The following is a 23,347-nucleotide window of genomic DNA, read 5'->3' on the forward strand; positions in this document are numbered from 1 at the left end:
GATTGGCCTCATTGGGATGATCTAAAGCCCCTGGCGGTCGCGGGCAACCATCAGCCGGCCGCGAGCACCTCCACCTCGACCTTGAATTCCGGGCGAGCGAAGCCGGAGACGATCATAAGCGTCGAGGCCGGCGCCGGATCGGAAAACAGGCGATTGCGAACGTCCATATAGGCCTGCAGATGCGCACGATCGGTGACGAAGGCGTTGATGCGCACGACATCGTTCAGCGTCAGCCCGGCTTCGCTTAAGATTGCGGCTATGTTCTTGAAGCACAGCTCCGTCTGCGCCCCGGCATCCTCGGGGACGGCGTCGTCCGGACCGATACCCAACTGGCCCGAACACAGGACAATGCGCTTTCCCGCCGGGATTTCGACGCCGTGGCTGTAGCGGGCAAAGGGCGGCTTGATCGATTGGGGGGCGAGGTATTTGAGCATGGCATTCTCCTGTCCGCAGGCAGACTAAGGCCGGATTGACGAAACCTTCAAGATGCGGTGCATGCCACCCGGGCGATTGTGGACAGGCGTCCAAAAAATAGGCACGATGCCTCCCGTACAGCATGACCCGTCCGGTCTCGGCAATGACTGCCGCGCAAGCAGGCGGCCCAGGCGGTGGCATGTGTCTTGCTTCTTGAACAAATGGTGTCGAGCCCAGCGCGCAGCGCGCCGGAGCCAAGAGAGGGTGATGTTTATGCACGGAAAAGAAAAGATCCTGGCGGGTGCGATCGCGCTGCTTGCTGCCAGCACGCTGGGTGCCGCGGCCAACGAGAAAGTCACCTTCGGCACCAACTGGCTGGCCGAGCCGGAACATGGCGGCTACTACCAGGCGATCGCCGACGGCACCTATGCCGCCTGCGGCCTCGACGTGACCATCATGCAGGGCGGTCCGCAGGTCAGCGGCCGGCCGATGCTGCTTGCCGGCAAGATCGACTTCTACATGGGCGGCAACCTGCTCTCGGCCTTCGACGCCGTGCAGCAGGGCATTCCGATGCGCGTCGTCGCTGCCGATTTCCAGAAGGACCCGCAGGTCATCATGTCCCAGCCGGGGCAGGGGCTGGATAAGTGGGAGGATCTCAAGAACGCCGATCAGTACATCCTCGGCGACGAGGGCGCGCAGACCTTCTTCCAGTGGATGGTGACGGATCTCGGCTTCGACGCCGCCAAGCGTGTGCCCTACACCTTCAATCCGGCGCCCTTCATCGCCAACAAGAAGTCGATCCAGCAGGGCTATGTGACGTCGGAGCCCTTCGCCGTGCAGAAGCAGGGCGGTTTCATGCCGAACCAGTTTCTGCTCGCTGACAATGGCTGGGATACTTACGCCACGACCATCGAAGTGATGCAGGACACGATCGACAAGCGGCCGGAGGTGGTGCAGTGCTTCGTCGATGGTTCGGCCAAGGGCTGGTACAACTATCTCTACGGCGACAACAAAGCCGCCAACGACATGATCAAGAAGGACAATCCGGACATGACGGATGAGCAGATCGCCTTCTCGATCGAGCAGCTGAAGAAGTTCGGCATTGTCGATTCCGGCGATTCGGAAAAGCTCGGCATCGGCGCCATGACCGAAGCGCGCATCCAGAGCTTCTACGACAAGATGGTCAAAGCCAAGGTCGCGCAGCCGGACATCGACATCAAGAAGGCCTATACGCTCGCCTTCATCAACAAGGGCGTCGGGCTGGAGCTGAAGAAGTAAGGCGGCCTGCCTGACATGATCCAGGAGAAAGTGGCACGGAAGCAGGCATCGGGCGAAAGCCCGATGCTGCTTTCGCTGCGAAATGTCGGCAAGATCTTTTCCAACGGCGTGACGGCGCTGAGCAAGGTCGACCTGGCGATCCGGGAAGGCGATTTCCTCAGCCTGCTCGGCCCGTCGGGCTGCGGCAAGTCGACGGCGCTCAGGCTGATCGCCGGCCTGTCGACGCCGACCTCCGGCCAGCTCGACTGGCGCGGCTCGATCGACCGGTCGAAGATCGGCTTCGTCTTCCAGGAGCCGACGCTGCTGCCATGGGCGAGCGTCTTCGACAATGTCTGGCTGCCGCTGAGGCTCAAAGGTGTGTCGCGCGCCAGGGCCGAGCCCGCCGTCATGGAGATGCTGTCGCGCGTCCACCTTACCGGCTTTGAGAACGCGGTGCCGCGCGAGCTTTCCGGCGGCATGAAGATGCGCGTCTCGATCGCGCGGGCCATGGTGACCAGGCCGCGCATCCTTTTGATGGACGAGCCCTTCGCGGCGCTCGACGAGATCACCCGCTTCAAGCTCAACAACGACCTTCTGGAGCTTTGGCAGGACGAGCGCTTCACCGTCGTCTTCGTCACGCACAGCGTCTTCGAAAGCGTGTTCCTGTCCAGCCGCGTCGTCGTCATGGCCGCGCGGCCGGGCCGGGTTTACGGCGAGCTTGCCATTGAAGCGCCTTATCCGCGCGACGAGGTATTCCGGACCTCGCCCGACTATGCCGCGCTTTGCCGGCAGGCCTCGGACGTGCTGGTGAATGCCATCAACTCAACCGCCGGACCTCATCATGACGGCCACTGAAGACACCGCCCTCAAGCTCGATCCCGAAGAGGCGCGCCGCGTTCGCCAGGAGCGGCTGGAGCGGATCGGCAAATGGGTGCTGCCGCTTGCAATCATAGTGCTCGCGATCTGGCTGTGGGACCGCATCTGCGTCTGGAACGAGATTCCGCAATACATCCTGCCGCGTCCCGGCGTGGTGCTGCAGACGTTGCATGACGATGCCGGCCTGTTGTCCTCGTCTCTGCTGGTGACGCTTCGGATTACCTTCCTCAGCCTGCTGCTTGCCGTCATCGGCGGCGTCGGGCTGGCGGTGCTGTTCGCGCAGTCGAAATGGGTGGAGATGTCGTTCTTCCCCTTCGCCATCGTGCTGCAGGTGACGCCGATCGTCGCCATCTTCCCGCTGATCAACATCTACATCAACAACCAGACGACGAAGCTCCTGCTCTGCGCCTGGATCGTCGCCTTCTTCCCGATCCTGTCCAACACAACGCTTGGGCTGAATTCCGTCGACCGCAATCTGCGCGACTTGTTCAAGCTCAACGGCGCGACACGCTGGCAGCAATTGCGCTATCTGCGCCTGCCGGCGGCCATGCCCTATTTCCTCGGCGGGTTGAAGATCGCCGGCGGCCTGTCGCTGATCGGCGCGGTCGTCGCCGAATTCGTCGCAGGCGCGCAGGGGCAGTCGTCCGGGCTGGCGTCGCGCATCATCGAGGCCGGCTACCGGCTCAACGCGCCGCGCCTGTTCGCGGCGCTGATCCTGATCTCGCTGACCGGCATCCTGATCTTCCTGGTGCTGTCGCTGGTGTCGCATCTCATCCTGCGCCGCTGGCATGAGAGCGCGCTGAAGCAGGAGCGCTAGGATGAATGAGATGATTGAGAACAGTGAGGGGCTGCTTGGGCCAGAGATACGGCGAACAGCCGTGCGGAGACATCGCGAACAGTTTTGCACCGCCGCATTCTTCGGCGACCGTAACGGCATGGATCCTCGGGTCTGCGCGTCCGCTTCGCTCCCGCTCCGCCCGTGGATGACGAAGGACAAGAAAGCACATGCAAATCGCCAACGCTGGAGATTGGTAGGAACCCAGTTATCCCCGACGTTTGCGATTGGTGCCGGCATCCTTTCTCTTCGTCATCCTAGGGCGGAGCGGGAGCGAAGCGGACGCGCAGACCCTAGGATCCATGCCGTTCCCTTCGAGCTTAGCAGCGGTGCAAAACTGTTCGCGATGTCTCCGCACGGCCGTTCGCCGTTTCCCCGATCCCACCGCCCCCTTTGGGGAACGATGTTGCATAGGGCAGAGGGGGCTAGGCCTTGATACCAACCTCTGGTTCTTATCGCCTGGCTAACGTTCGGCTTCACCGGTCGCTCACGCTAGGCCTTGCCGCGGCTTTCGACCCGGATGGGTTTGCGCTGGTCGACATTACTATCGCCAATGGCAAGATCGCCGACCTTGCCGCGCACGACCGGGCAGTGGCCCCAGCCGACGCGATCGATCTCTCCGGCCGTATCGTGCTGCCGTGCTTCGTCGACTGCCACACCCATATCGACAAGGGCCATATCTGGCCGCGAAAACCCAATCCGGACGGTACCTTCATGGGCGCGCTCAACGCCGCAGGCGCCGACCGCGCCGCGCGCTGGAGCGCGGAGGATGTCGCGCGGCGCATGGATTTCTCGCTGCGCTCAGCCTACGCGCATGGCACCAAGGCCTTGCGCACGCATCTCGACAGCGTGCCGCCGCAGGAGGAGATCTCCTGGCCGGTGTTCGAGACGATGCGCGAGACTTGGCGCGGCAGGATCGACCTGCAGGCCGCCTGCCTGCTCGGCATCGAAGGCGTGCGCGACAAGGTCTGGTTCGAGCGACTGGCGAAGCGCGTCGCCGCGGCCAAGGGTGTGCTCGGCGTCGTCACCTACATGGTGCCCGACCTCGAGGAACTGCTCGACCGGGTTTTTGCGCAGGCGATCAAGCACGGGCTCGACCTCGACTTTCATGCTGACGAGACCGAGGACATTGCGGCGATCTCCTTGAAGAAGATCGCCGAAGCATCGCTGTGGAACGGTTTTGACGGCAACATTCTGGTCGGCCATTGCTGTTCGCTCTCGCGCCAGCCGGATCTCGAGGTGCTCGACACGCTCGACAAGGTGGCGAAGGCGGGGCTCGCCGTGGTGTCGCTGCCGATGTGCAACCTCTATCTGCAGGACCGACGCAACGACGGCACCACGCCGCGCTGGCGCGGTGTGACGCTGCTGCATGAGATGAAGGCGCGGGGCATCAAGGTTGCGGTGGCCTCCGACAACACGCGCGACCCGTTCTATGCCTATGGCGATCTCGATATGCTGGAGGTCTACCGCATGGCGACGCGCATCCTGCATTTCGACCACCCCGTCGGAGACTGGCCGCGAGCGGTGGCGGCGACGCCGGCCGAGGTGATGCGGCTGGAAGGCGTCGGCACTCTCGCCGCCGGCGGCAGTGCCGACTTCATCGTCTTCAAGGGGCGCAGCTGGACCGAATTGCTGTCGCGGCCCGAATCGAATCGCATCGTCGTGCGCGAGGGCATGGCGATTGAGCGTAAGCTGCCCGACTATGCCGAACTCGATGAACTGATGGTGGAATGATGGATATCGCAGCGCTAAAGCGCGATCTCGAAGGGCTGAAGATCGACGACCATCCGGCAATCGTCCAGCAGAAGAGCCGCGACTTCTACTGGTACAGCCCGGTGCTCAAGCAGCAGCTCGATCATGTCGCCGGCGACCTGATCGTCACGCCGAAGAACGAGGCCGAGGTGATCCGCGTGCTTGCCGCCTGTCACCGGCACGGCGTGCCGGTGACACCGCGCGGCAGTGGCACCGGCAATTACGGGCAGGCGATGCCGCTGTCGGGCGGTGTGGTGCTCAACCTCGCCGAGATGAATGAGGTCAAAACGATCGCGCCCGGACGCGTGGTGACCGGGCCGGGCGCGGTGCTGGCCGATATCGACAGAGCGACGCGGGCGCATTCCGCGCAGGAACTGCGCATGTCGCCGTCCACCTACAACACGGCCTCTATCGGCGGCTTCGTCGCCGGCGGCTCGGGCGGTGTCGGCTCGATCCGCTGGGGCGGGTTGCGCGACCTCGGCAATGTCATCCGGCTCAGGACCGTGACCATGGAGGCCGAGCCGCGCGTGATGGAGCTCACAGGCGAAGACGTGCTCAAGGTCATGCACGCCTATGGCACCAACGGCATCATCACCGAAGTCGAGATGCCGCTGACCGCCTCCTATGACTGGATCGACGTCATCGTCGGCTTCGACGATTTCATGGATGCCGCCGGCTTCGGCAACGACCTCGCCATCCAGGACGGCATATTGGCGAAGCTGATCACGCCGATCGCGGCGTCCATCCCATACGACTATTTCAAGCGGCACCAGAGATTCTTCCGGCGCGAGCAGAGCATCGTGGTCTGCATGATCGCGCCGCATGCCATGGATGCGTTCGTCGCCTTCGTCCGCAGCGGCAAGGGCGAGATCATCTTCCGGGCCGACCAGGAAGCCGATCTGAAGGGCCTGCCGCCCGCCTATGAGCTGACCTGGAACCACACGACGCTGCGCGCCATCCGCGTCGATCCGACCATCACCTATCTGCAGGCGCGCTACCCGTCGCCGGATCATCTTGCTCACGTCAAGGCGATGGTCGACCGTTTCGGCGACGAGGTGCCGGCGCATCTCGAATTCATCCGCTTCGACGGCGCGATCGGCGCGGCAGGCCTGCCGCTGGTCCGCTTCACCACGGAAGAACGACTGGATGAGATCATCCGCATCCACGAGGACAATGGCTGCTGGATCTTCAACCCGCACCGCTACACGCTGGAAGAGGGCGGCATGAAGCGGACCGACGATGTGCAACTCGCCTTCAAGCGCGAGACCGATCCACAAGGGCTGCTCAATCCTGGCAAGATGATCGCCTGGGAGAACTCGGATTACGACTACCGTTCCGGCAAGTCGTTCCTGTTCAAGGGGCTGCAAAAGGCGGGTTGATGAACGTCCTCGTGCTTTACGCTCATCCGGTGGAGACCAGCTTCAATGCCGGCCTGCACAGGCTGATCGTAGAGCGGCTCGCTGCGGCAGGGCATTCGATCGACGACTGCGATCTCTACGCCGAGGACTTCGACCCACGGCTGACGCGGACGGAGCGGCTCGGCTACCACGACCAGCGCGGGCCGACCGATGCGGCAGCCGGCTACGTCGAAAGGCTGCGCAAGGCCGAAGCGCTGGTGCTGTCGTTTCCGATCTGGAACTACGGCTATCCGGCGATCCTGAAAGGTTTTTTCGACCGCGTCTTCCTGCCCGGCGTTTCGTTCAAACTGGTCGACGGCAAGGTGCAGCCGACGCTGCATAACATCGGCAAGCTCGCCGCCGTCACCACCTATGGCGGCAGCCGCTTCCGCGCCATGCTGACGGGCGATCCACCGCGCAAGGTGGTGAAGCGCATGCTGCGAGCCACCATCAAGCCGGGCGCTTCCGTCTCCTATCTCGCGCACTACTCGATGAACCTTTCCACCGACCAGACGCGCAAAGCCTTCATGGCGAAGGTGGCAGCCAGCATGGACGTGTTCTGATGCGCGTGCTGGTGGTCTATTGCCACCCGGTGCCCGAGAGCTATTGCGCCGCGATCCGTGACACAGCCGTCGAGGTGTTGAAGGGGAGAGGCTGGGATGTGCGGTTGCTCGATCTCTATGCCGAGAACTTCAATCCGGTGATGAGCTGCGAGGAGCGGCGCTCCTACAATGACCGCGCGCCGGACGACCCAGCACTCGAGCCGCATTTCGAACATCTGCAATGGGCCGAGGCGATCCTGTTCATCTACCCGACCTGGTGGTACGGCCTGCCGGCGATGCTGAAGGGCTGGTTCGACCGTGTCTGGGCGACCGACATCGCCTTCAAGCTGCCTGCCGGCAAGGGCAGGATCACGTCGCTGATGAGGCATGTGACCAAGGTCGGCGTCATCACCACCTGCGGCGCGCCGACCTGGTGGAGCGTCGTCGTCGGCCAGCCGGGGCGCAAGACGATCCTGCGCGGCATGCGCGCGCTCTGCGCCACGCGCTGCCGGACGTTCTTCCTGGCGCACTATCTGATGGATTCCTCGACGCCGAAAAGCCGGGTGGCGTTTCTCGGCAAGGTAAGGGCGAGGCTGGAGAGGTTTTGAGTGCCGATCTTCCCTTCTCCCACTGTGGGAGAAGGTGTCGCCGAAGGCGACGGATGAGGGGTGTTCCAGGGAACGCCAACGCCTCGCTCCGCTGGAACACCCCTGATCCGTCTCGGCGCTGCGCGCCGATCCACCTTCTCCCACAAGGGGGAGAAGGAAAGCCTGCGCTACATCCTTACCCGTTCCGCCTTCGGATCGTACATTGGCTTCAGCGATGCTTCCGCCTCGAACCGTTCTCCGGCGATCTCCACCTCGTAGGATGAGGCCAGAACCTCCGCCTCGCTCTCGCCCGCGCACGGCACATAGCCCAGGCCGATCGCGCCGCCGAGATGGTGGCCGTAATTGCCCGAGGTGATCGGGCCGACGATCTTGCCGTCGCGCAGGATCGCCTCATTGTGGAAGAGCAGGGGCTCAGGGTCCTTCAGGCGGAACTGCACCAGCCGGCGTGACAGGCCGGCTTCCTTTTTCCGCAGCACCGCGTCGCGGCCGATAAAGTCGGCTTTGCTCATCTTCACGGCGAAGCCGAGGCCGGCCTCCAGCACATTGTCCTCGTCGGTGATGTCGTGGCCGAAGTGGCGGAAGGCTTTTTCGATGCGGCAGGAATCGAGCGTATGCAGGCCGCAGAGCTTCAGGCCGATATCGACGCCGGCCTCCGCGATCGCTTCGAAGACGTGGGCCGCCTGCTCGGTCGAGACATAGAGCTCCCAGCCGAGCTCGCCGACATAGGTGACGCGGTGCGCGCGGGCGAGGCCCATGCCGATCTCGATCTCCTGGAAGGTGCCGAACGGATTGGCCTCGTTGGAGAAGTCGTTCGGGCTGACCTTCTGGATCAGTTTTCGCGCATCCGGACCCATCAGGCAGATGACGGCTTCGGCGGCGGTCACGTCGGTGATGACGACGAACTCGTCGGCGACGTGCCGCCTCAGCCAGACGAGATCGCGCTGCAAGGTGGCGCCGGGCACGACCAGGAAATAGGCCGTGTCCGACAGCCGCGTCACGGTGAGGTCGCTTTCGATGCCGCCCCGGGCGTTGAGCATCTGCGTGTAGACGATCCTGCCCGGCGCGACGTCCATGTCGTTGGCGCAGAGCCGCTGCAGGACGGCACAGGCATCGCGGCCTTCGACGCGGATCTTGCCGAAAGAGGTCATGTCGAACAGGCCGACGCCGTTGCGCACGGCCAGATGCTCCTCGCACTGGTTGTCGAACCAGTTCTGTCGCTTCCAGGAATAGCGGTACTCGCGCTCCTGGCCGTCCCGGGCGAACCAGTTGGCGCGCTCCCAGCCCGCCACCTCGCCGAAGACGGCGCCGCGCGCCTTCAGATGCTCGTGCAGAGGCGAACGACGCACGCCGCGCGATGTCGCCATCTGGCGGTAGGGGAAATGGTCGGCATAGAGCAGGCCGAGCGTTTCCGAGACGCGCTCTTTCAGATAACGGCGGTTCTTCTGGAAAGGCTGAGCGCGGCGGATGTCGACCTCCCAGAGGTCGAAGGGCGCCTCGCCATCGTTGATCCACTGCGCCAGCGCCATGCCGGCGCCGCCGGAGGAGACGATGCCGATCGAATTGTAACCGGTCGCCATCCAATAGCCGGAGAGCTCCGGCGCTTCCCCGAGATAATAGCGGTCGTCCGGCGTAAAACTCTCGGGACCGTTGAAGAAGGTGTGGATGCCGGCGGTACCCAGCATAGGCATGCGGTTGACGCCCATTTCGAGGATCGGCTCGAAGTGATCCATGTCCTCAGGCAGCTGGTCGAAGCAGAAATCCTCGCGGATGCCGTCCATGCCCCAGGGTTTCGCCACCGGCTCGAAGGCGCCCAGCATCATCTTGCCGGCGTCCTCCTTGTAGTAGGCGCACTCGTCGGGCACGCGCAGCACCGGCAGGCGGGCAAGCCCTGGGATCGGCTCGGTGACGAGATAGAAATGCTCGCAGGCATGCAGCGGGATGGTGACGCCGTTCTGGCGCCCAAGCTCGCGCGCCCACATGCCGGCGCAGTTGACGACGATGTCGGTCTCGATCGTGCCCTGGTCCTCGCCTTGCGCCCAGGAGACACCGCTGACACGGCCGTTCCTGGTGTGGACCTTGGTGACCTTGACGTTTTCGATGACCGTCGCACCGCGCTGGCGCGCCCCCTTGGCCAGCGCCATGGCGATATTGGCCGGATCGCATTGCCCGTCGAGCGGCAAGTGAACCGCGCCGACGACGTCGGACACATTGAGATGCGGGTACATCTGCTTGACTTCGCTCGGCGAAATCTCGCGCACATCGACATCGAAGGCGCGAGCAAGCGAGGCCTGCCGGTAGATCTCGTGCTTGCGCTCCTCGGTCAGCGCGACGGTGATCGAGCCGACCTGGCGCATGCCGGTGCCGACGTCGGTCTCGGCCTCGAGCTTGACGTAGAGGTCGGCCGAGTATTTCGCCAGCCGGGTCATGTTCTGCGAGGCGCGCAACTGGCCGATCAGGCCAGCGGCGTGCCAGGTCGTGCCGCAGGTGAGCTGCTTGCGTTCGAGCAGCACGATGTCGGTCCAGCCGAGCTTGGCCAGATGATAGGCGACCGAGCAGCCGGAGACGCCGCCGCCGATGATGACGGCGCGGGCTTTGGATGGAACGGTTTTGGTCATGCGGCCTCGCGGCGATAGTTGGAAGCGAAGCGACGCACGCGAAGCGCTGCTTCCCGAAGGATGGGTTCAGGCTGGCAGAGGCTGATGCGGATATGACCGGCAGCGGCTTCGCCGAAGCTCGAGCCCGGCATGACGCCGACCTTTTCCTTGTCGAGCAGCGCCCAGGCGAATTTCTCATCGTCGGGCTCGACGGCCGAGATGTCGAGCATGACATACATGCCGCCTTCGGAGCCGTGCACGGTGACCTCGTTCGCGCCGCGTATGGCGTCGAGGAAAATGGCGCGGCGCGAGGCGTAGCGCTCGGCGATCTCCTTCAGGCCGTAATGGTTTTCCAGTGCCTCGGCGCAGGCGATCGAGATGAAGGCCGGCAGGCCGTAGGTCGTCACCAGGTTGAGGTCGGTCATCAGCGCGATCATCGCTTTCGGCCCGGTCAGCCAGCCCATGCGCCATCCAGTCATGCCGTGGCTTTTCGACATCGAATTGATGACCAGGGTGCGCTCGGGCATGCCGGGCAGCGAGCGCGGCGAGATATGCTCGCCGCCGCCGAGCGTCCAGTAGACCTCGTCCGACAGCAGCCAGAGGTCGTGCTCCTTGCAGATTGCGGCCAGCTGTTCGAGCCGCTCGCGCGAATAGACAGCACCCGTCGGGTTGTTCGGCGTGTTGATCAGGAGGGCGCGCGTGTTCGGTCTGAGCGCCGCGCGAATCATGTCGGCGTGCGGCTGGAAGCCGTCCTCGGACGGCGTCTCGACCACGGTGAAGCTGGCGCCGGCGGCGCTGAAGGTGTTGGGGTAGGTGGCGTAGTAAGGCGCCACGACGACGGCATGATCGCCGGGATCGAGCACGCCCTGCACGGCGGCGTAGAGCGCGCCCTGGCCACCAGCCGTGGCGATGATCTCGTCCGGTTCCGTCAAGATGCCGGTGCAGGCGGTGGAGGCCGCCGCCATCGCCTTGCGCAGGCGCGGAAGGCCGGGGAGAGGGGTGTAGTGATGGTTGCTGCCGCGGACGGCATTGACGCAGGCCTCGATCGTTTCCGAGGGCGTGTCGAAGTCATGGTCGCCGACCGAAAGCACGATGATGTCTTCGCCGGCTGCCCTGCGGGTCCAGGCGGCGAAGTGGACTTCCCAGCCATCCTTGCCCGAAGGCACGATGCCGGTAATGCGCTTTGATGGTTTTGGCATCAGGAAACTCCCGTGATCTGATGGCCGGCCTGGATGAGCCGGTCGCGCAGCGCGGCGATGTGGGCGGGGCCGACCTCGCAGCAGCCGCCGACGATGCCGGCGCCCGCGTCGACCCAGCCGACGGCCTGGGCGGCATAGGCTTGCGGGTCGAGGTCATGGCGAGCGTGCAGCACGTCGACCGTGCCGCCATGCTTGAGCGCCTCGACCGACGTGAAGCCGTTGGCATAGGCGCCAACGGGACCGCCGAGCGCGATCAGTTCGGGCAGCGCGGCTGCAATGGCCTCGGGCCGGCAGCAGTTGAGCAGCCGCGCTGCGACCGGCAGGTCGCCGAGGGCACTTGATGCTGCGGCAATGGTCTCGCCGCTGCGCAGGCGCGGTGTGCCGTGATCGGCAAGCGTCCACGACACCCACACCGGCTTGCCGCTTTCCGAGGCCGCGGTGACGGCGGCGCGCGCCTCTTCGGCAGAGGCCATTGTCTCGCACAGGAACAGTTCGACGCCGTCCGCCTGCTCGGCAACGATGCGGCGATATATGCCGAGCGTCTCCTCGAAGGAGATGGTCAGCGCCGGCGCATAGCTGCCGAACAACGGTGACAGGCAGCCGGCGATCGCGGCGTCACCTGCCTCGTCGCACGCTTGCCGGGCGAGTTCGATGCCCCGCTTCTGCAAAGGCTTGAACAGATCTTGCGCGCCTTCGCGCGCCAACCGCTCGGGCGTCGCCGAATAGGTATTGATGGTGATGACGCGGGCGCCCGCGCGGATGAATTCGGCATGCAGGTCGCGCACCAGGTCCGGCTCGTCGATCAGCACCCTGGCAGACCACAGCGGCGTCGGCTCAGACCTGCTGCGGCGCACCAGTTCCTGGCCCATGCCGCCATCGGTGAGGACAACCGACGTCATGCGCGCAACCTTTCATTCTTCGGATCCCAGAGCGGCTCGTCCTTCTGAACCACCGCCTTGAAGCGGTCGCCGAAGATCTCGACCTCGACCGCCGTGCCGGGCTCGGCGAGATCGGTGCGCAGCATGCCGAGCGCGATCGACTTGTCGACGCGATGGCCCCAACCGCCGGACGTCGTCTCGCCGACGATCACGCCGTCATGCCAGAGCGTCGACATATAGGGTGCGTCGCAATCGCCGGGGTTCTCGACGACTAGCGTGACGAAGCGCTTCTTCACGCCCTGCTGCTTTTCGCTGAGCAGCGCCGCCTTGCCGCGGAAGTCGGGCTTGTCCCATTTGACGAAGCGCTCCAGCCCGCCCTGCAAGATCGAATAATCGGTCGACAGGTCGCCTTTCCAGGCGCGGTAGCCTTTCTCCAGCCGCAGCGAATCCAGCGCATACATGCCGAACGGTTTCAGGCCGTGCTTCTGGCCGGCGGCCCAGACGGCGTCGAAGACCGTCAAAGTGTCGGCAACCTTGGTGTGGATTTCCCAGCCAAGCTCGCCGGCGAAGGAGACGCGCACCAGCTTCGCCCAGCGTCCGGCGATGGTGGTTTCCTGATGCGTCAGCCAGGGCAGCGAGAGATCCGAGTCGCAGACCTCGGCGAGGATCTTGCGCGAGTTCGGGCCGGCGAGGATTTGCGTGGAATACTCTTCCGTGCGGTCGGTCAACGTGAAGGCGGCGTCGGCCGGCATGCGCGACTTCAGCCATTCGAAATCGTGACACTGCGCCACCGCGGCGGTGATCAGCGTCATCTGATCCTCGCCATGACGCACCACCGACATTTCGGTGACGATGCGGCCCTTGTCGTCGGCGAAATAGACGAGGCCGATGCGGCCGGGTTTCGGCACGAGCCCGGTGACCTGCCGCGACAGCCACTCCGCTGCGCCCGGGCCTTCGAGGTTGAAGCGCGAGAAGCCGGGCAGGTCAAGGATGACGGCGGCGTCGCGCACGGCCAGGCATTCCTCGCGCACACGCTGCTGCCACGGTCCGTCGCGGCGGAAGGTGAGCGTCGATTCTTCCGAAATGTCGTCGCCGGGCTGAGCATACCAGGTGGCGCGTTCCCAGCCGTTATAGGCGTCGAATTGGCCGCCAAGCGCCTTGATGCGTTCGTGCAGCGGCGAATGCTTGCGGTCGCGCCCCGCCGGCCAAGCATGGCGCGGGAACTGGATGGCGTATTCGTTGCCGTAGATCTCCATGCCCTTGGCGACGCAATAGTCCGGCGCGGACGCGAATGACGTGAAGCGGCGCGGATCGCAGGACCACATGTCCCATTCGGTCTGGCCCTCGGTCACCCATTCGGCGAGCACCTTGCCGGCGCCGCCCCCTTGCGCGATGCCGAAGGTGAAGACGCAAGCCTCGAAGGCGTTCGGCACGCCGGGCATCGGTCCGATCAGCGGGTTGCCGTCCGGCGCATAAGGGATCGGCCCATTGATGACTTTCGACAGGCCGGCAGTGCCGAGGATCGGCACGCGGGCGACGGCATCGGCGAGATAATGCTCCAGCCGGTCGAGGTCGTCAGGGAACAGCTGGAAGGAAAAGTCCTCCGGCATCGGATCATTGTGGGTCGCCCAGTGCGCGCGGCAATTGCGCTCATAGGGACCGAGATTCATGCCGGTCTTTTCCTGGCGCAGATAATAGGACGTGTCGACGTCGCGCAGCAGCGGCAGTTTCTTGCCCTGTTCCTTGGTCCACGCGGCGAGCTCGGGGATTTCCTCGAACAATATGTACTGATGGCTCATCACCATCATCGGCACTTCGCGGCCGAACATTTTCCCGACTTCGGCTGCGCGGTAGCCGGCAGCGTTGACGACGATCTCGCAGCGGATCTCGCCCTGCGGTGTCGCAACCACCCATTCGCCATTCTCGCGGCGAACGCCGGTGACCGGGCAGAAGCGGATGATTTTCGCGCCCATGTCGCGCGCGCCCTTGGCGAGCGCCTGGGTCAACTGTGCCGGATCGATGTCGCCGTCGCTCGGATCGTAGAGCGCGCCCTTGAGATCATGCGTCTCGATGAAGGGGTAGCGCCGCTTGATCTCGTCGAGGCCGACGACATCGATGTCCATGCCCTGGTAACGGCCCATGCCCTTGGCGCGCTGGAACTCCTGCATGCGCTCCTTGGTGTGAGCCAATCTCAGCGAGCCGGTGACGTGGTAGTTCATCGGATAGTCTACCGCTTCGGCGAGGCCCCGGTAGAGCTCGGTCGAATAGCGCTGCATGTTCATCAGCGACCATGACGAGGAGAAGGTCGGCACGTTACCGGCGGCATGCCAGGTCGAGCCGGAAGTCAGCTCATTCTTTTCCAAGAGCACGCAGTCGGTCCAGCCCGCCTTGCAGAGGTGGTAGAGGGAGGAGGCGCCGACGACACCGCCTCCGATGATCACCACGCGTGCCGTGGTCGGCAAACCGGCCATTTTTTTCCTCCAAAGTCTCAGCGCTTCGCGCTTCGATTTTTGTTTTGGTGCATGTCGTTATCCCAAAACCGCTTCGCATTTTGGGTGACGTGCATTGTTCAATATACCGGCGGCGAAACCACCCAGATGACGACTGCCGGCTCGGCGCCAGGATTGCGCCAGCGAAACGGCTTGCCTTCGAAACGAAAGCTGTCGCCTTCACCGAGTCGGTGCCAGACGCCGCCGATCTCGATCTCGAAAACGCCCGACGCTACGTAGCCCGCTTCCTCGGTCGGACGGCGCGCTTCGGTCTTCAGCTCTGCGCCCGGCGCGAAGACCGAGCGCAACATCTCGAAGCTACCGCCGAGGTCGGGCGACAGAAGCTCCTCCACCAGGCCGGATTCGCTTGTGCCAAGCGAGCGGCGGCTGCCGGCGCGCACAACCACGCCGCGTTCCTTCTCGACAGGCACGTCATGGCTGAAGAACAGGCTGACCGGCACGCCGAAGAGTTCGGCGAAGGCCCGCAGGTCGCCGAGCGAAGGAACCGACAGCCCGCGCTCGACCTGGCTGACCCAGCCGACAGAGCGGCCGAGCTTCAGCGCGATTTCGGTGAGCGTCAGCCCGCGCGCCTTACGCAGCGCACGGATGTCGCCGGCCAGCAGCCGCTCCCCATTGTCCTGCTCCGATGTGACAGCGGTCGAGGCCAATCGTCTCTCCGTCTGAAATCTGGCGTGAAAAAATCTGAACAAATTTCATGAGACAGCAAACTCATGAAAAAATCAAGTGGATTTTCATGAACCAGAAGATTTGCTTGCGCGATTTTGGCGGTTGATGCAAAGGCTCGCCGACGAACGGCGAGTGGGGACGTCAGGTCGGGGACCAGTTAGTTATCAGTGTCTGCGGATGGTCGTTTCGGAAACCGGTTGCGGATTCCGGCCATGCGTGAAGGGACGGCCCATGCTGGAGAAGAATAGCCGGATCGCCGAGGATGCGGCGATCGTCGACGAGGCGATCGTTTCGCGCCGGTCCGTGCGCGCCTTTTTGCCCGACATGGTCGACGATGAGACGATCCGCGCCATCCTGACGGTCGCGGCGCGCGCGCCGTCGGGCACCAATATGCAGCCTTGGCGGGTCTATGTGACCAAGGGCGAGGTGAAGCAGCGCATCAGCGACGCCATCCTCAATTCCGGCATCCGCGCCGAGAAGGCGGAATGGGACGAGTACCGCTACTATCCCGACCAGTTCTTCGAGCCCTATCTCAGCCGGCGCCGCGCCAATGGTTTTGGCCTCTACGGCGCGATCGGCATCGGCCGGCGCGAAGTCGACAAGATGCGCGCGCAGCACGACCGCAACTTCGTCTTCTTCGATGCGCCGGTCGGCATGATCTTCACGGTCGACCGGCGGCTCAATAAGGGATCGTGGATCGACTACGGCATGTTCCTGCAGAACATCATGGTCGCGGCAAGGGGCAGGGGGCTGCATACCTGTCCGCAGGCGGCCTTCGCGCCTTACCACCGGCAGATCCGACCGGTGCTCGACATTCCCGACGAGGAAGTCGTCGTCTGCGGCATGGCGCTGGGCTATGAGGACCACTCGAAGCCCGAGAATGAATTCCGCACCGACCGCGCGCCGCTCGAAGATTGGGTGACGTTCGCGGAGTAACGGTTAATCCGTGCTCATATGCGCGCCATGGCCGCTGACATGGGCGCCGTCCTGCGGCGTGAGCCTGAGGTAGGCGAGCAGCGCGCAAAGCGTGATCAAGCCCTCGACAATGAACAGGATGCGATAGTCGTTGACGCCGGCCTGGCCGCCGCCGGCAAGCAGCGACAACAGCGCGGCCGCCAAGCCGACGCTGATCGCTACCGCCAACTGCCACAGGATGTAATAAAGCGCGCTGAAGCGCGCGAGCTGCTCCGGCGCGATGTCCGAATAGGCGAGATTGCCGGTCGAGGCCCACTGCACGGAGCGGAAGAGGCCGAAGACGAAGATATAGCCGAGCACGATCCACGCGGGCGTGCTTTCCTGCAGCAAGGCAAAACCGGCGACCAGCAAGGCGGCGATCGGCGTGTTGACGACCAGAACGCGCTTGAAGCCGAAGCGGTTCAAGATACGCGGCATGAAGAAACGCATCAGCAGCGACCCGATCGCGGCGACAAAGGTCAACGATCCGGCCTGCACCGCGCTCATGCCGAAACCGAGCTGGAACATCAGCGGCAACAGAAACACCACCGAGCTCAGCCCGATCGTGTCGAGCCCGCCGCCGGTGAGGAAGCTGATGCGGAAAGTGCGGATGCGCAGCAGGTTGAGATCGAGCAACGGATTGCGGGCGCGCAGGCAATAGAAGGCCGCGACGGTGAGGATGGCTATCGCCAGGACGAGTTCCAAGGCGATGCGGGCGGCCGCTGCGTCCTTGGCGGCGAGCGAGTCCATGCCGAAGACGAGCAGCGCCATGCCGCTGCCGACGAGCAGGAAGCCCGGAAAATCGAAAGGCGTGCGGACCGGCTTGGTGGTCGTGGGGAACAGCGAGGCCGCGAGCAGCGCGGCGGTCAGCGCGATCGGTATGTTGATGTAGAAGATCCAGCGCCACGAGACGTAAGTGGTCAGCGCGCCGCCGACGAGCGGCCCAACCAGCGGCCCGGACTGGCCGGCGAGCGAAATGTACATGTTGATCTTGAGCGTGCGATCGCGCGGGAAGCTCGACAGGATCACGACCTGGCCGAGCGTGCCCATCAGCGCGCCGCCGAAGCCTTGCAGCGCGCGCGAGGCGTCCAGCATCCACATGTTTTCCGACAGGCCGCAGAGCGCCGAGGCGCTGGCGAAAACCAACAAGGCAAAGCAGTAGACGTTGCGCAGGCCGAAGCGATCGGCCAACCAGCCCCCGAGCGGCATCGTGACGATGAGGCTCGCGACATAGACGGTGATCAGAAGGCCGAGTTGGCCAGGCGGGCGATCGAGGCTTTCGCCGATGCCGGGAAGCGCGGTCACCACGACATTCTGGTCGAGGCTGGTCATGAAGACGCCGCAGGCGACAGTCGCCGGCAACAGCATGGACGGCTCGCCCGCCGGAGCAAAGCGGGGCGTGGCCGTCGCCGAAATCTCTGCAGTCATGGGAGGGTATGGTCGAACTGGTTGCCTGAACGGACGCCTGCCGACAAGAGCCCGTGATTCCTACCTATCGTCTTCGCTGGCCCAAGGCTCAAGCAGCAGTTGTGGCCGTCGATAGTGCCAGACTACCCACTGGAGCAATCCCTGGTTTCCCCGGATTGCTTCAGTGCACCTCGTAGCCGACTTCATCGCTGGCGTGGCACAAGGCCTTCCAGAACGAGCGCGCGAAGGAGCGGAACACATAGATGTCGAACTGGTCGGCGCCGCTGCGCTGGATCTGGGCAAAGACATCGTGATGGGTGGTCGAACGGCCGGCTCCAAGCGGGAAAGCCGGCAAGGCGAAGTCGATGGCGAAGAATTTCGCCATCACCCATTCGGCCTTCGGCCCGGCGATGCGGATTGCGGTGCGGCCATGTGAAAGATCCGTGATCGTGCCGACGGCAGGCGTGATGACGCCAGCGAACGCTGCCGCCAGGCCCTCCGCCTCGTCGACCACGGTGAATTTTCCGGGCGCGAAGCCGAAAGCGGCGCGAAGGCCGCTGCTTACGCCGCCGCCGGCGCCGTCTGGCAAGGCAAGGCCGGTGACCTTGCGGACGGCATCGATCAGCCGCTTTTCCTCGCCTGGCCATGCCGCGAGCTGCAGGATCGAGCCAGGCCGCGTCTCGGACAGGATGACGTCGACGCCATGCTCGAAATTGCCGTGCGAGCCCGGGTGGTAGACCGGCTCGAGCGGAGATTGGCGCTCAACCATGCATGCGGCTCCCGTCTGGATCGTAGAAATGGTTGGAGACGATCTCGATCGGCCCGAACCGGTTGCGCAGCGGGTCGGAGACGAAGGCACGCGTGCCGTGGCGCGCCTTGCCATCCTTGACTAGGGCCAGCGCGATATATTTGCCGAGCGCCGGCGAATAGCAGCAGGCGGTGATATGGCCGATCGAATCGTGCGGATTGGCTTCATCCAGCTCCTCTACGATATGTCCGCCACCGTTCAGCGCCCGGTTGTCGAGCGCAATCACCCCGACCAACTCCAGCCGGTCGGGAGCGATCAGGCCTTCGCGATCCATCATGGCTGAGCCGATGAAGGGCTTCTTCTTCGACAGCATCCAGTCGAGATGCAGGTCGCGCGCAGTCGTGCGGCCGTCGATCTCGGCGCCGGTGACGTGGCCCTTCTCGATGCGCATGGTACCTAGCGCCTCGAGCCCGTAGGTGACCAGGCCGAACGGCTTGCCTGCCTCGATGAGAGCTTCCCACACCCGCGTGCCGTGGCCGGCTCCGGAATAGACCTCGAAGGCCATCTCGCCGGAGAAAGACAGGCGGCAGATCATCACCGGCACGCCGGCGATCTCACCATGGATGATGCCCATGAAGGGGAGGGTCGCATTGTCGACGGCGGTGCCGGTAACGCAAGAAGCGAGGATTGCCCTGGCTTTCGGTCCGCCGATCGCCGCACCCGCCCATTCGTCGGTGACGGAGGTGACGGTGACCTTCAACTCGGGCCAGATGACGTCGAGGAAATATTCCAGATGCTGCATCACCTTGCCGGCATTGGCGGTGGTGGTGGTCATCAGGAAGTCCTGCTCGCCGAGCCGCCAGGTGGTGCCGTCGTCGAAGGCAAGGCCGTCCTCGCGCAGCATCAGGCCGTAGCGGGCCTTGCCGACGGCTAAAGTCGAAAACATGTTGGTGTAGACGCGGTCGAGGAATTCCGCCGCATCCGGCCCTTGTACCGCAATCTTTCCGAGCGTCGAGACATCGACGATGCCTGCGCTCTCGCGCGTCGCCTTGGCCTCGCGGACATAGGCCTGCTCGACCGTCTCGCCGGCAAGGCCGTAGATCATCGGGCGATACCACAGGCCGGCCGAATACATGGTCGCGGCATTGTCGAGGTGCCAGTCATGCATCGGCGTCAGCCGCTCCGGCTTCAAGTCGCCGAAGCGCTCGGCCGCCAGCGAGCCGATGGAAACCGCCGTGTAGGGCGGGCGGAAGCGCGTCGTGCCGACTTCGGGGATCGGCTTGCCGAGCGCTTCGGCCATGATGGCGAGGCCCGGCACGTTGGAGTTCTTGCCCTGGTCGGTCGCCATGCCAAGGGTGGTGTAGCGCTTCAGATGCTCGACCGAGACGAAGCCTTCGCGATGCGCGAGCCGCACATCCTCGGCGGTCACGTCGTGCTGGAAGTCGACAAAGCTCTTGCCCTTGGCCTTGATCTCGAAGACCGGCGCCGGATCGGGATCGCCAGGGGCGGCCTCGACGACCGGCAGGGGCGCGGATGACGCTGTTCCGCCGGCGGCCTCAAGGCCGGCCGCGCGGCCCTCGGCGATGGCTTCCGCGGTCGAGAAGGCGCCGGTGAAGGCGCCGGCGCCGATCCAGCGCTGCGTCGGCCGCGGCGGTAGGAAGGCCTGCCTGCCCGGATCCCACACGGCCTTGGCGCCGGCCTGGCTGGCGAGATGGATGGTCGGCGACCAGCCGCCCGACATCAGCAGGCAGTCGGCATGGATGCTGCGCTCATCGCCACTGAGCGCTCCGCCCATCGCGTCGAACCGCTGCACCTTGAGGCCGGTGAGCGCCTTGCCGCCTTCGGTGGCGGTCACGGCATGACCGGCAAGCAGCTCGGCCTCGGCTTCGCTGGCCAGCCTGCTCATCTCGTTCGACACGTCGCTGCGGACATCGACGATGGCGACGACAGCGGCACCGGCCTTCTTCAGGGCAACGGCCGGGCGATAGGCGCTGTCGTTGTTGGTGAACAGCGCGATCCGCTGGCCGGGCAGCACGCCATATTCATTGGCGTAGCGTTCGGCCGCATGCGCCAGCATGACACCCGGACGGTCGTTGCCGGGAAACACCAGCGGACGCTCGAAGGAACCGGTGGCGAGAACCACGGTCCTGGCGCGGATCGCCCAATAGCGCTGGCGCGGCTCTCCCTTGGCCGCCACCTCCTTGTGGTCGGTTACGCGTTCGAGCGCGGCGAGCGTGTTGCCGTCGTAATAGCCCCAGACCGTCGTGCGCGGCAGCAGGCGGACATTGTCATTGCCCTCGAGCTGGCCGACGACGCGCCCCGCCCAGTCGGTGGCTGGCGCGCCGTCGATGGTTTCGTCCGACCAGTTGGCCGAGCCGCCGAAGCGCGCTTCGAGGTCGGCCAGGATCACGCGCGCACCCTGGTCGGCCGCGGCCTTCGCCGCCATCAGGCCGGCCGGGCCGGAGCCGACCACCAGCACGTCGCAAAAGGCGTTCATGCGCTCGTAGCGCGAGCTATCGGGCGCGGTGCCCGCCTTGCCGAGCCCGGCAGCGCGGCGGATGAAATGCTCGCAGAACATCCAGAAGCGCGTGCCCTTCAGCGGGCCGATCACCGGCCCCATGAAGGTCTTGTAGTAGAAGCCGGCCGACAGGATCTTGCCGCCGAGCTGGTTGAGCGCGCCGACATCCCAGGCGAGCGAGGGCGAGCGGTTCTGGCTGACGGCGACGAGCCCGTCATAGATCTCGACCATGGTGGCGGGGATGTTCGGCTCGCGAACGTCGCCGCGCAGCACCGTCACCAGCGCGTTCGGTTCCTCGACACCGGCGGCAAGCAGGCCGCGCGGGCGGTGGTATTTGAACGAGCGGCCGAACAGCGTCACGCCATTGGCGAGCAGCGCCGATGCGAGCGTGTCGCCGGCATGGCCGGTATATGGTGCGCCGTCGAAGGTGAAGCGGATGGTGCGCAGCCGGTCGATGCGGCCGCCGGTTTCCGTGCGGCGAGGGCTCACTGGTTGCCTCCCGCCTTATGGGCCGCGGATTTGTGTCCGCCACGGACGAAGGCGGTGCTCAAGATTTCATGGGTTACGGTATTGCGCACCACCCGCAGATGCGCGCGGCAGCCGCCGGAATGCTGCCAGATCTCATTGTGGTCGCCGGCCGGGTTCAGCCGGTCGTAGACATAGGCGTTCCAGGCGTCGAGGTCCTGTGAGGCCGGTTGCGGCCGCTCGCGGTTGCCGTCGCCCTGGTAGGTGAATTCGATTACGTCGCGCGGGCCGCAATAGGGACAGGTGATCAACATCTTGATTTCAACCCTAGTGCAGCCGAGGCGTCGCGCCCTGGCCTTTGTCGTCGATGATCAGGCCGCGATAGAAACGATCGAGCGTGAAGGGCGCGTTGAACTCATGCGGCTCGTCCTTGGCGATGGTCCAGGCGAAGCACCAGCCCGAGGCAGGCGTCGCCTTGAAGCCGCCATAGCACCAGCCGCAATTGAGATACATGCCGGGTAGCGGTCCGGTGGTGATGATCGGCGAGCCGTCCATCGTCATGTCGCAAAGCCCGCCCCAGGAGCGCAGCATGCGCACGCGCGCCAGCCCCGGGAACAGCGCCAGCATCTCGCTCATCACCTCGTCGACGACCGGCAGGCTGCCGCGCTGGGCATAGCTGTTGTAGCCGTCCAGATCGCCGCCATAGACAAGGCCGCCCTTGTCGGACTGCGAGATGTAGAAGTGGCCCATGCCGAAGGTGAGAACGGTGTCGACGATCGGCTTCAGCGATTCCGAGACGAAGGCCTGCAGCACGTGGCTTTCGATCGGCATATGCGAAATGCCGGCAAGCTGCATGACGCTGCCGGTGCTGCCGGCAACCGCAAGCGCTACCTTCTTGGCGCGGATCTCGCCGCGCGTCGTCGTCACGCCAATGACCCTGTCGCCGTCGCGCAGGAAGCCGGTGACCTCGCAATTTTCGATGATGTCGACGCCGCGCCGGTCGGCGCCGCGCGCATAGCCCCATGCGACCGCGTCGTGGCGCGCCGTGCCGGCGCGCGGCTGCATCAGTCCGCCGAGGACGGGAAAGCGCGCCGAACCCGAGACGTCCAGTGCTGGAACAAGCCGCTTGATCTGGTCGACACTCATCAGTTCCGCATCGACGCCGAGATGGCGCATAGCGTTGCCGCGCCTCGCATAATCGTCGAGCTGGGCCGGTGTGTGCGCGAGGTTGAGGCAGCCGCGCTGCGAGAACATGACGTTGTAGTTGAGGTCGTGCGACAGGTTCTCCCACAGCTTCATCGAATGTTCGTAGAAGCGGGTGTTCTGCGGCAAGAGGTAGTTGGAGCGCACAGCGGTGGTGTTGCGGCCGACATTGCCCGAGCCCAGCCAGCCTTTTTCCAGCACCGCGACATTGGTGATGCCGTGCTCCCTGGCAAGGTAATAGGCGGTCGAGAGGCCATGGCCGCCGCCGCCGATGACGATCACGTCATAGGACGCCTTGGGATCCGGCTTGCGCCAGGCCGGCTTCCAGTCCTTGTTGCCGGTCAGAGCGTTCTTGAGCAGCGAAAAGGCTGAATATTCCGCCATTCTTCCTGTTGTCCTTTTGGTGCGAGGCGGCAGACTATAGAGCAGGCGGGAAGCGCAAAGCCAAGATTACGCCATCGCTTTTCGACAGGCCGACTCCGATCCTCGGCATCGGTCCGCGGACGGAGACGGCTTGCCGCCCG

Annotated in this window: 19 protein-coding genes; 8 read left to right on the plus strand and 11 right to left on the minus strand. The window is 64.7% G+C overall.

All coding sequences use genetic code 11. The annotated features are described in order from the left end of the window. Positions 1-50: 50 nt before the first annotated feature. The gene (locus ABID26_RS20490) at positions 51-434 is read right to left on the minus strand and encodes a RidA family protein (protein WP_126093247.1); all 384 of its coding nucleotides are present in this window, start codon (positions 432-434) and stop codon (positions 51-53) included. Between the two features lie 253 nt (positions 435-687). Here ABID26_RS20490 and ABID26_RS20495 point away from each other — a divergent pair, with 253 nt between their 5' ends. The 7 genes from ABID26_RS20495 (at position 688) to ABID26_RS20525 (ending at position 7,681) form a co-directional block, all read left to right on the plus strand. Then, complete coding sequence (locus ABID26_RS20495; protein ID WP_292338823.1) at positions 688-1,692, plus strand: ABC transporter substrate-binding protein; 1,005 nt, start codon at positions 688-690, stop codon at positions 1,690-1,692. A gap of 15 nt (positions 1,693-1,707) precedes the next feature. After that, positions 1,708-2,526 (plus strand): ABC transporter ATP-binding protein, encoded by an 819-nt coding sequence (locus ABID26_RS20500; RefSeq protein ID WP_126099581.1) that lies wholly within the window; start codon positions 1,708-1,710, stop codon positions 2,524-2,526. Beyond that, positions 2,513-3,364: an ABC transporter permease gene (locus ABID26_RS20505; RefSeq protein WP_354416190.1), complete on the plus strand. Its 852-nt coding sequence runs from the start codon at positions 2,513-2,515 to the stop codon at positions 3,362-3,364. The genes ABID26_RS20500 and ABID26_RS20505 overlap by 14 nt, the downstream gene beginning before the upstream one ends. Positions 3,365-3,814: 450 nt before the next feature. Next, positions 3,815-5,116 (plus strand): cytosine deaminase, encoded by a 1,302-nt coding sequence (locus ABID26_RS20510; RefSeq protein WP_292371202.1) that lies wholly within the window; start codon positions 3,815-3,817, stop codon positions 5,114-5,116. After that, the gene (locus ABID26_RS20515) at positions 5,113-6,513 is read left to right on the plus strand and encodes an FAD-binding oxidoreductase (RefSeq protein WP_435528593.1); all 1,401 of its coding nucleotides are present in this window, start codon (positions 5,113-5,115) and stop codon (positions 6,511-6,513) included. Before ABID26_RS20510 ends, ABID26_RS20515 begins: the two co-directional genes overlap by 4 nt. After that, the gene (locus ABID26_RS20520) at positions 6,513-7,094 is read left to right on the plus strand and encodes an NAD(P)H-dependent oxidoreductase (RefSeq protein WP_354416193.1); all 582 of its coding nucleotides are present in this window, start codon (positions 6,513-6,515) and stop codon (positions 7,092-7,094) included. Before ABID26_RS20515 ends, ABID26_RS20520 begins: the two co-directional genes overlap by 1 nt. Continuing rightward, complete coding sequence (locus tag ABID26_RS20525; protein ID WP_292344141.1) at positions 7,094-7,681, plus strand: NAD(P)H-dependent oxidoreductase; 588 nt, start codon at positions 7,094-7,096, stop codon at positions 7,679-7,681. The genes ABID26_RS20520 and ABID26_RS20525 overlap by 1 nt, the downstream gene beginning before the upstream one ends. Positions 7,682-7,848: 167 nt before the next feature. Here ABID26_RS20525 and ABID26_RS20530 read toward each other — a convergent pair whose 3' ends face one another. From ABID26_RS20530 to ABID26_RS20550, 5 genes are all read right to left on the minus strand, one after another. After that, positions 7,849-10,296: a GcvT family protein gene (locus tag ABID26_RS20530; RefSeq protein ID WP_292344139.1), complete on the minus strand. Its 2,448-nt coding sequence runs from the start codon at positions 10,294-10,296 to the stop codon at positions 7,849-7,851. After that, positions 10,293-11,474, minus strand: a complete 1,182-nt coding sequence (locus ABID26_RS20535; RefSeq protein ID WP_292344137.1) for a pyridoxal phosphate-dependent aminotransferase — start codon at positions 11,472-11,474, stop codon at positions 10,293-10,295. Before ABID26_RS20535 ends, ABID26_RS20530 begins: the two co-directional genes overlap by 4 nt. Continuing rightward, entirely contained in the window at positions 11,474-12,373 is a 900-nt protein-coding gene (locus tag ABID26_RS20540) for a homocysteine S-methyltransferase family protein (RefSeq protein WP_126099588.1), read from the minus strand. Before ABID26_RS20540 ends, ABID26_RS20535 begins: the two co-directional genes overlap by 1 nt. Next, positions 12,370-14,823 (minus strand): GcvT family protein, encoded by a 2,454-nt coding sequence (locus ABID26_RS20545; protein WP_354416196.1) that lies wholly within the window; start codon positions 14,821-14,823, stop codon positions 12,370-12,372. The genes ABID26_RS20540 and ABID26_RS20545 overlap by 4 nt, the downstream gene beginning before the upstream one ends. Positions 14,824-14,921: 98 nt before the next feature. Then, positions 14,922-15,509 carry a helix-turn-helix domain-containing protein gene (locus ABID26_RS20550; protein ID WP_126099590.1) on the minus strand — a complete coding sequence of 196 codons (588 nt, stop codon included), beginning with the start codon at positions 15,507-15,509 and terminating at the stop codon, positions 14,922-14,924. A gap of 250 nt (positions 15,510-15,759) precedes the next feature. Here ABID26_RS20550 and ABID26_RS20555 point away from each other — a divergent pair, with 250 nt between their 5' ends. Continuing rightward, positions 15,760-16,464 (plus strand): nitroreductase, encoded by a 705-nt coding sequence (locus ABID26_RS20555; protein ID WP_126099592.1) that lies wholly within the window; start codon positions 15,760-15,762, stop codon positions 16,462-16,464. Between the two features lie 3 nt (positions 16,465-16,467). Here the strand turns inward: ABID26_RS20555 and ABID26_RS20560 are convergent, their stop codons facing one another. From ABID26_RS20560 to ABID26_RS20580, 5 genes are all read right to left on the minus strand, one after another. Then, positions 16,468-17,910 (minus strand): MFS transporter, encoded by a 1,443-nt coding sequence (locus ABID26_RS20560; protein ID WP_292344132.1) that lies wholly within the window; start codon positions 17,908-17,910, stop codon positions 16,468-16,470. Positions 17,911-18,070: 160 nt separating this feature from the next. After that, on the minus strand, positions 18,071-18,658 hold the full coding sequence (locus ABID26_RS20565) for a sarcosine oxidase subunit gamma (RefSeq protein ID WP_354416199.1): 588 nt from the start codon (positions 18,656-18,658) through the stop codon (positions 18,071-18,073). Further along, on the minus strand, positions 18,651-21,644 hold the full coding sequence (locus ABID26_RS20570; protein WP_292344131.1) for a sarcosine oxidase subunit alpha: 2,994 nt from the start codon (positions 21,642-21,644) through the stop codon (positions 18,651-18,653). Before ABID26_RS20570 ends, ABID26_RS20565 begins: the two co-directional genes overlap by 8 nt. Further along, positions 21,641-21,934 carry a sarcosine oxidase subunit delta gene (locus ABID26_RS20575; protein WP_126099596.1) on the minus strand — a complete coding sequence of 98 codons (294 nt, stop codon included), beginning with the start codon at positions 21,932-21,934 and terminating at the stop codon, positions 21,641-21,643. Before ABID26_RS20575 ends, ABID26_RS20570 begins: the two co-directional genes overlap by 4 nt. Before the next feature lie 13 nt (positions 21,935-21,947). After that, positions 21,948-23,207 (minus strand): sarcosine oxidase subunit beta, encoded by a 1,260-nt coding sequence (locus ABID26_RS20580; RefSeq protein ID WP_126099597.1) that lies wholly within the window; start codon positions 23,205-23,207, stop codon positions 21,948-21,950. Positions 23,208-23,347: the final 140 nt, after the last annotated feature.

Source organism: Mesorhizobium shonense (genome assembly GCF_040545255.1).
Taxonomy (GTDB): Bacteria; Pseudomonadota; Alphaproteobacteria; order Rhizobiales; family Rhizobiaceae; genus Mesorhizobium; species Mesorhizobium shonense.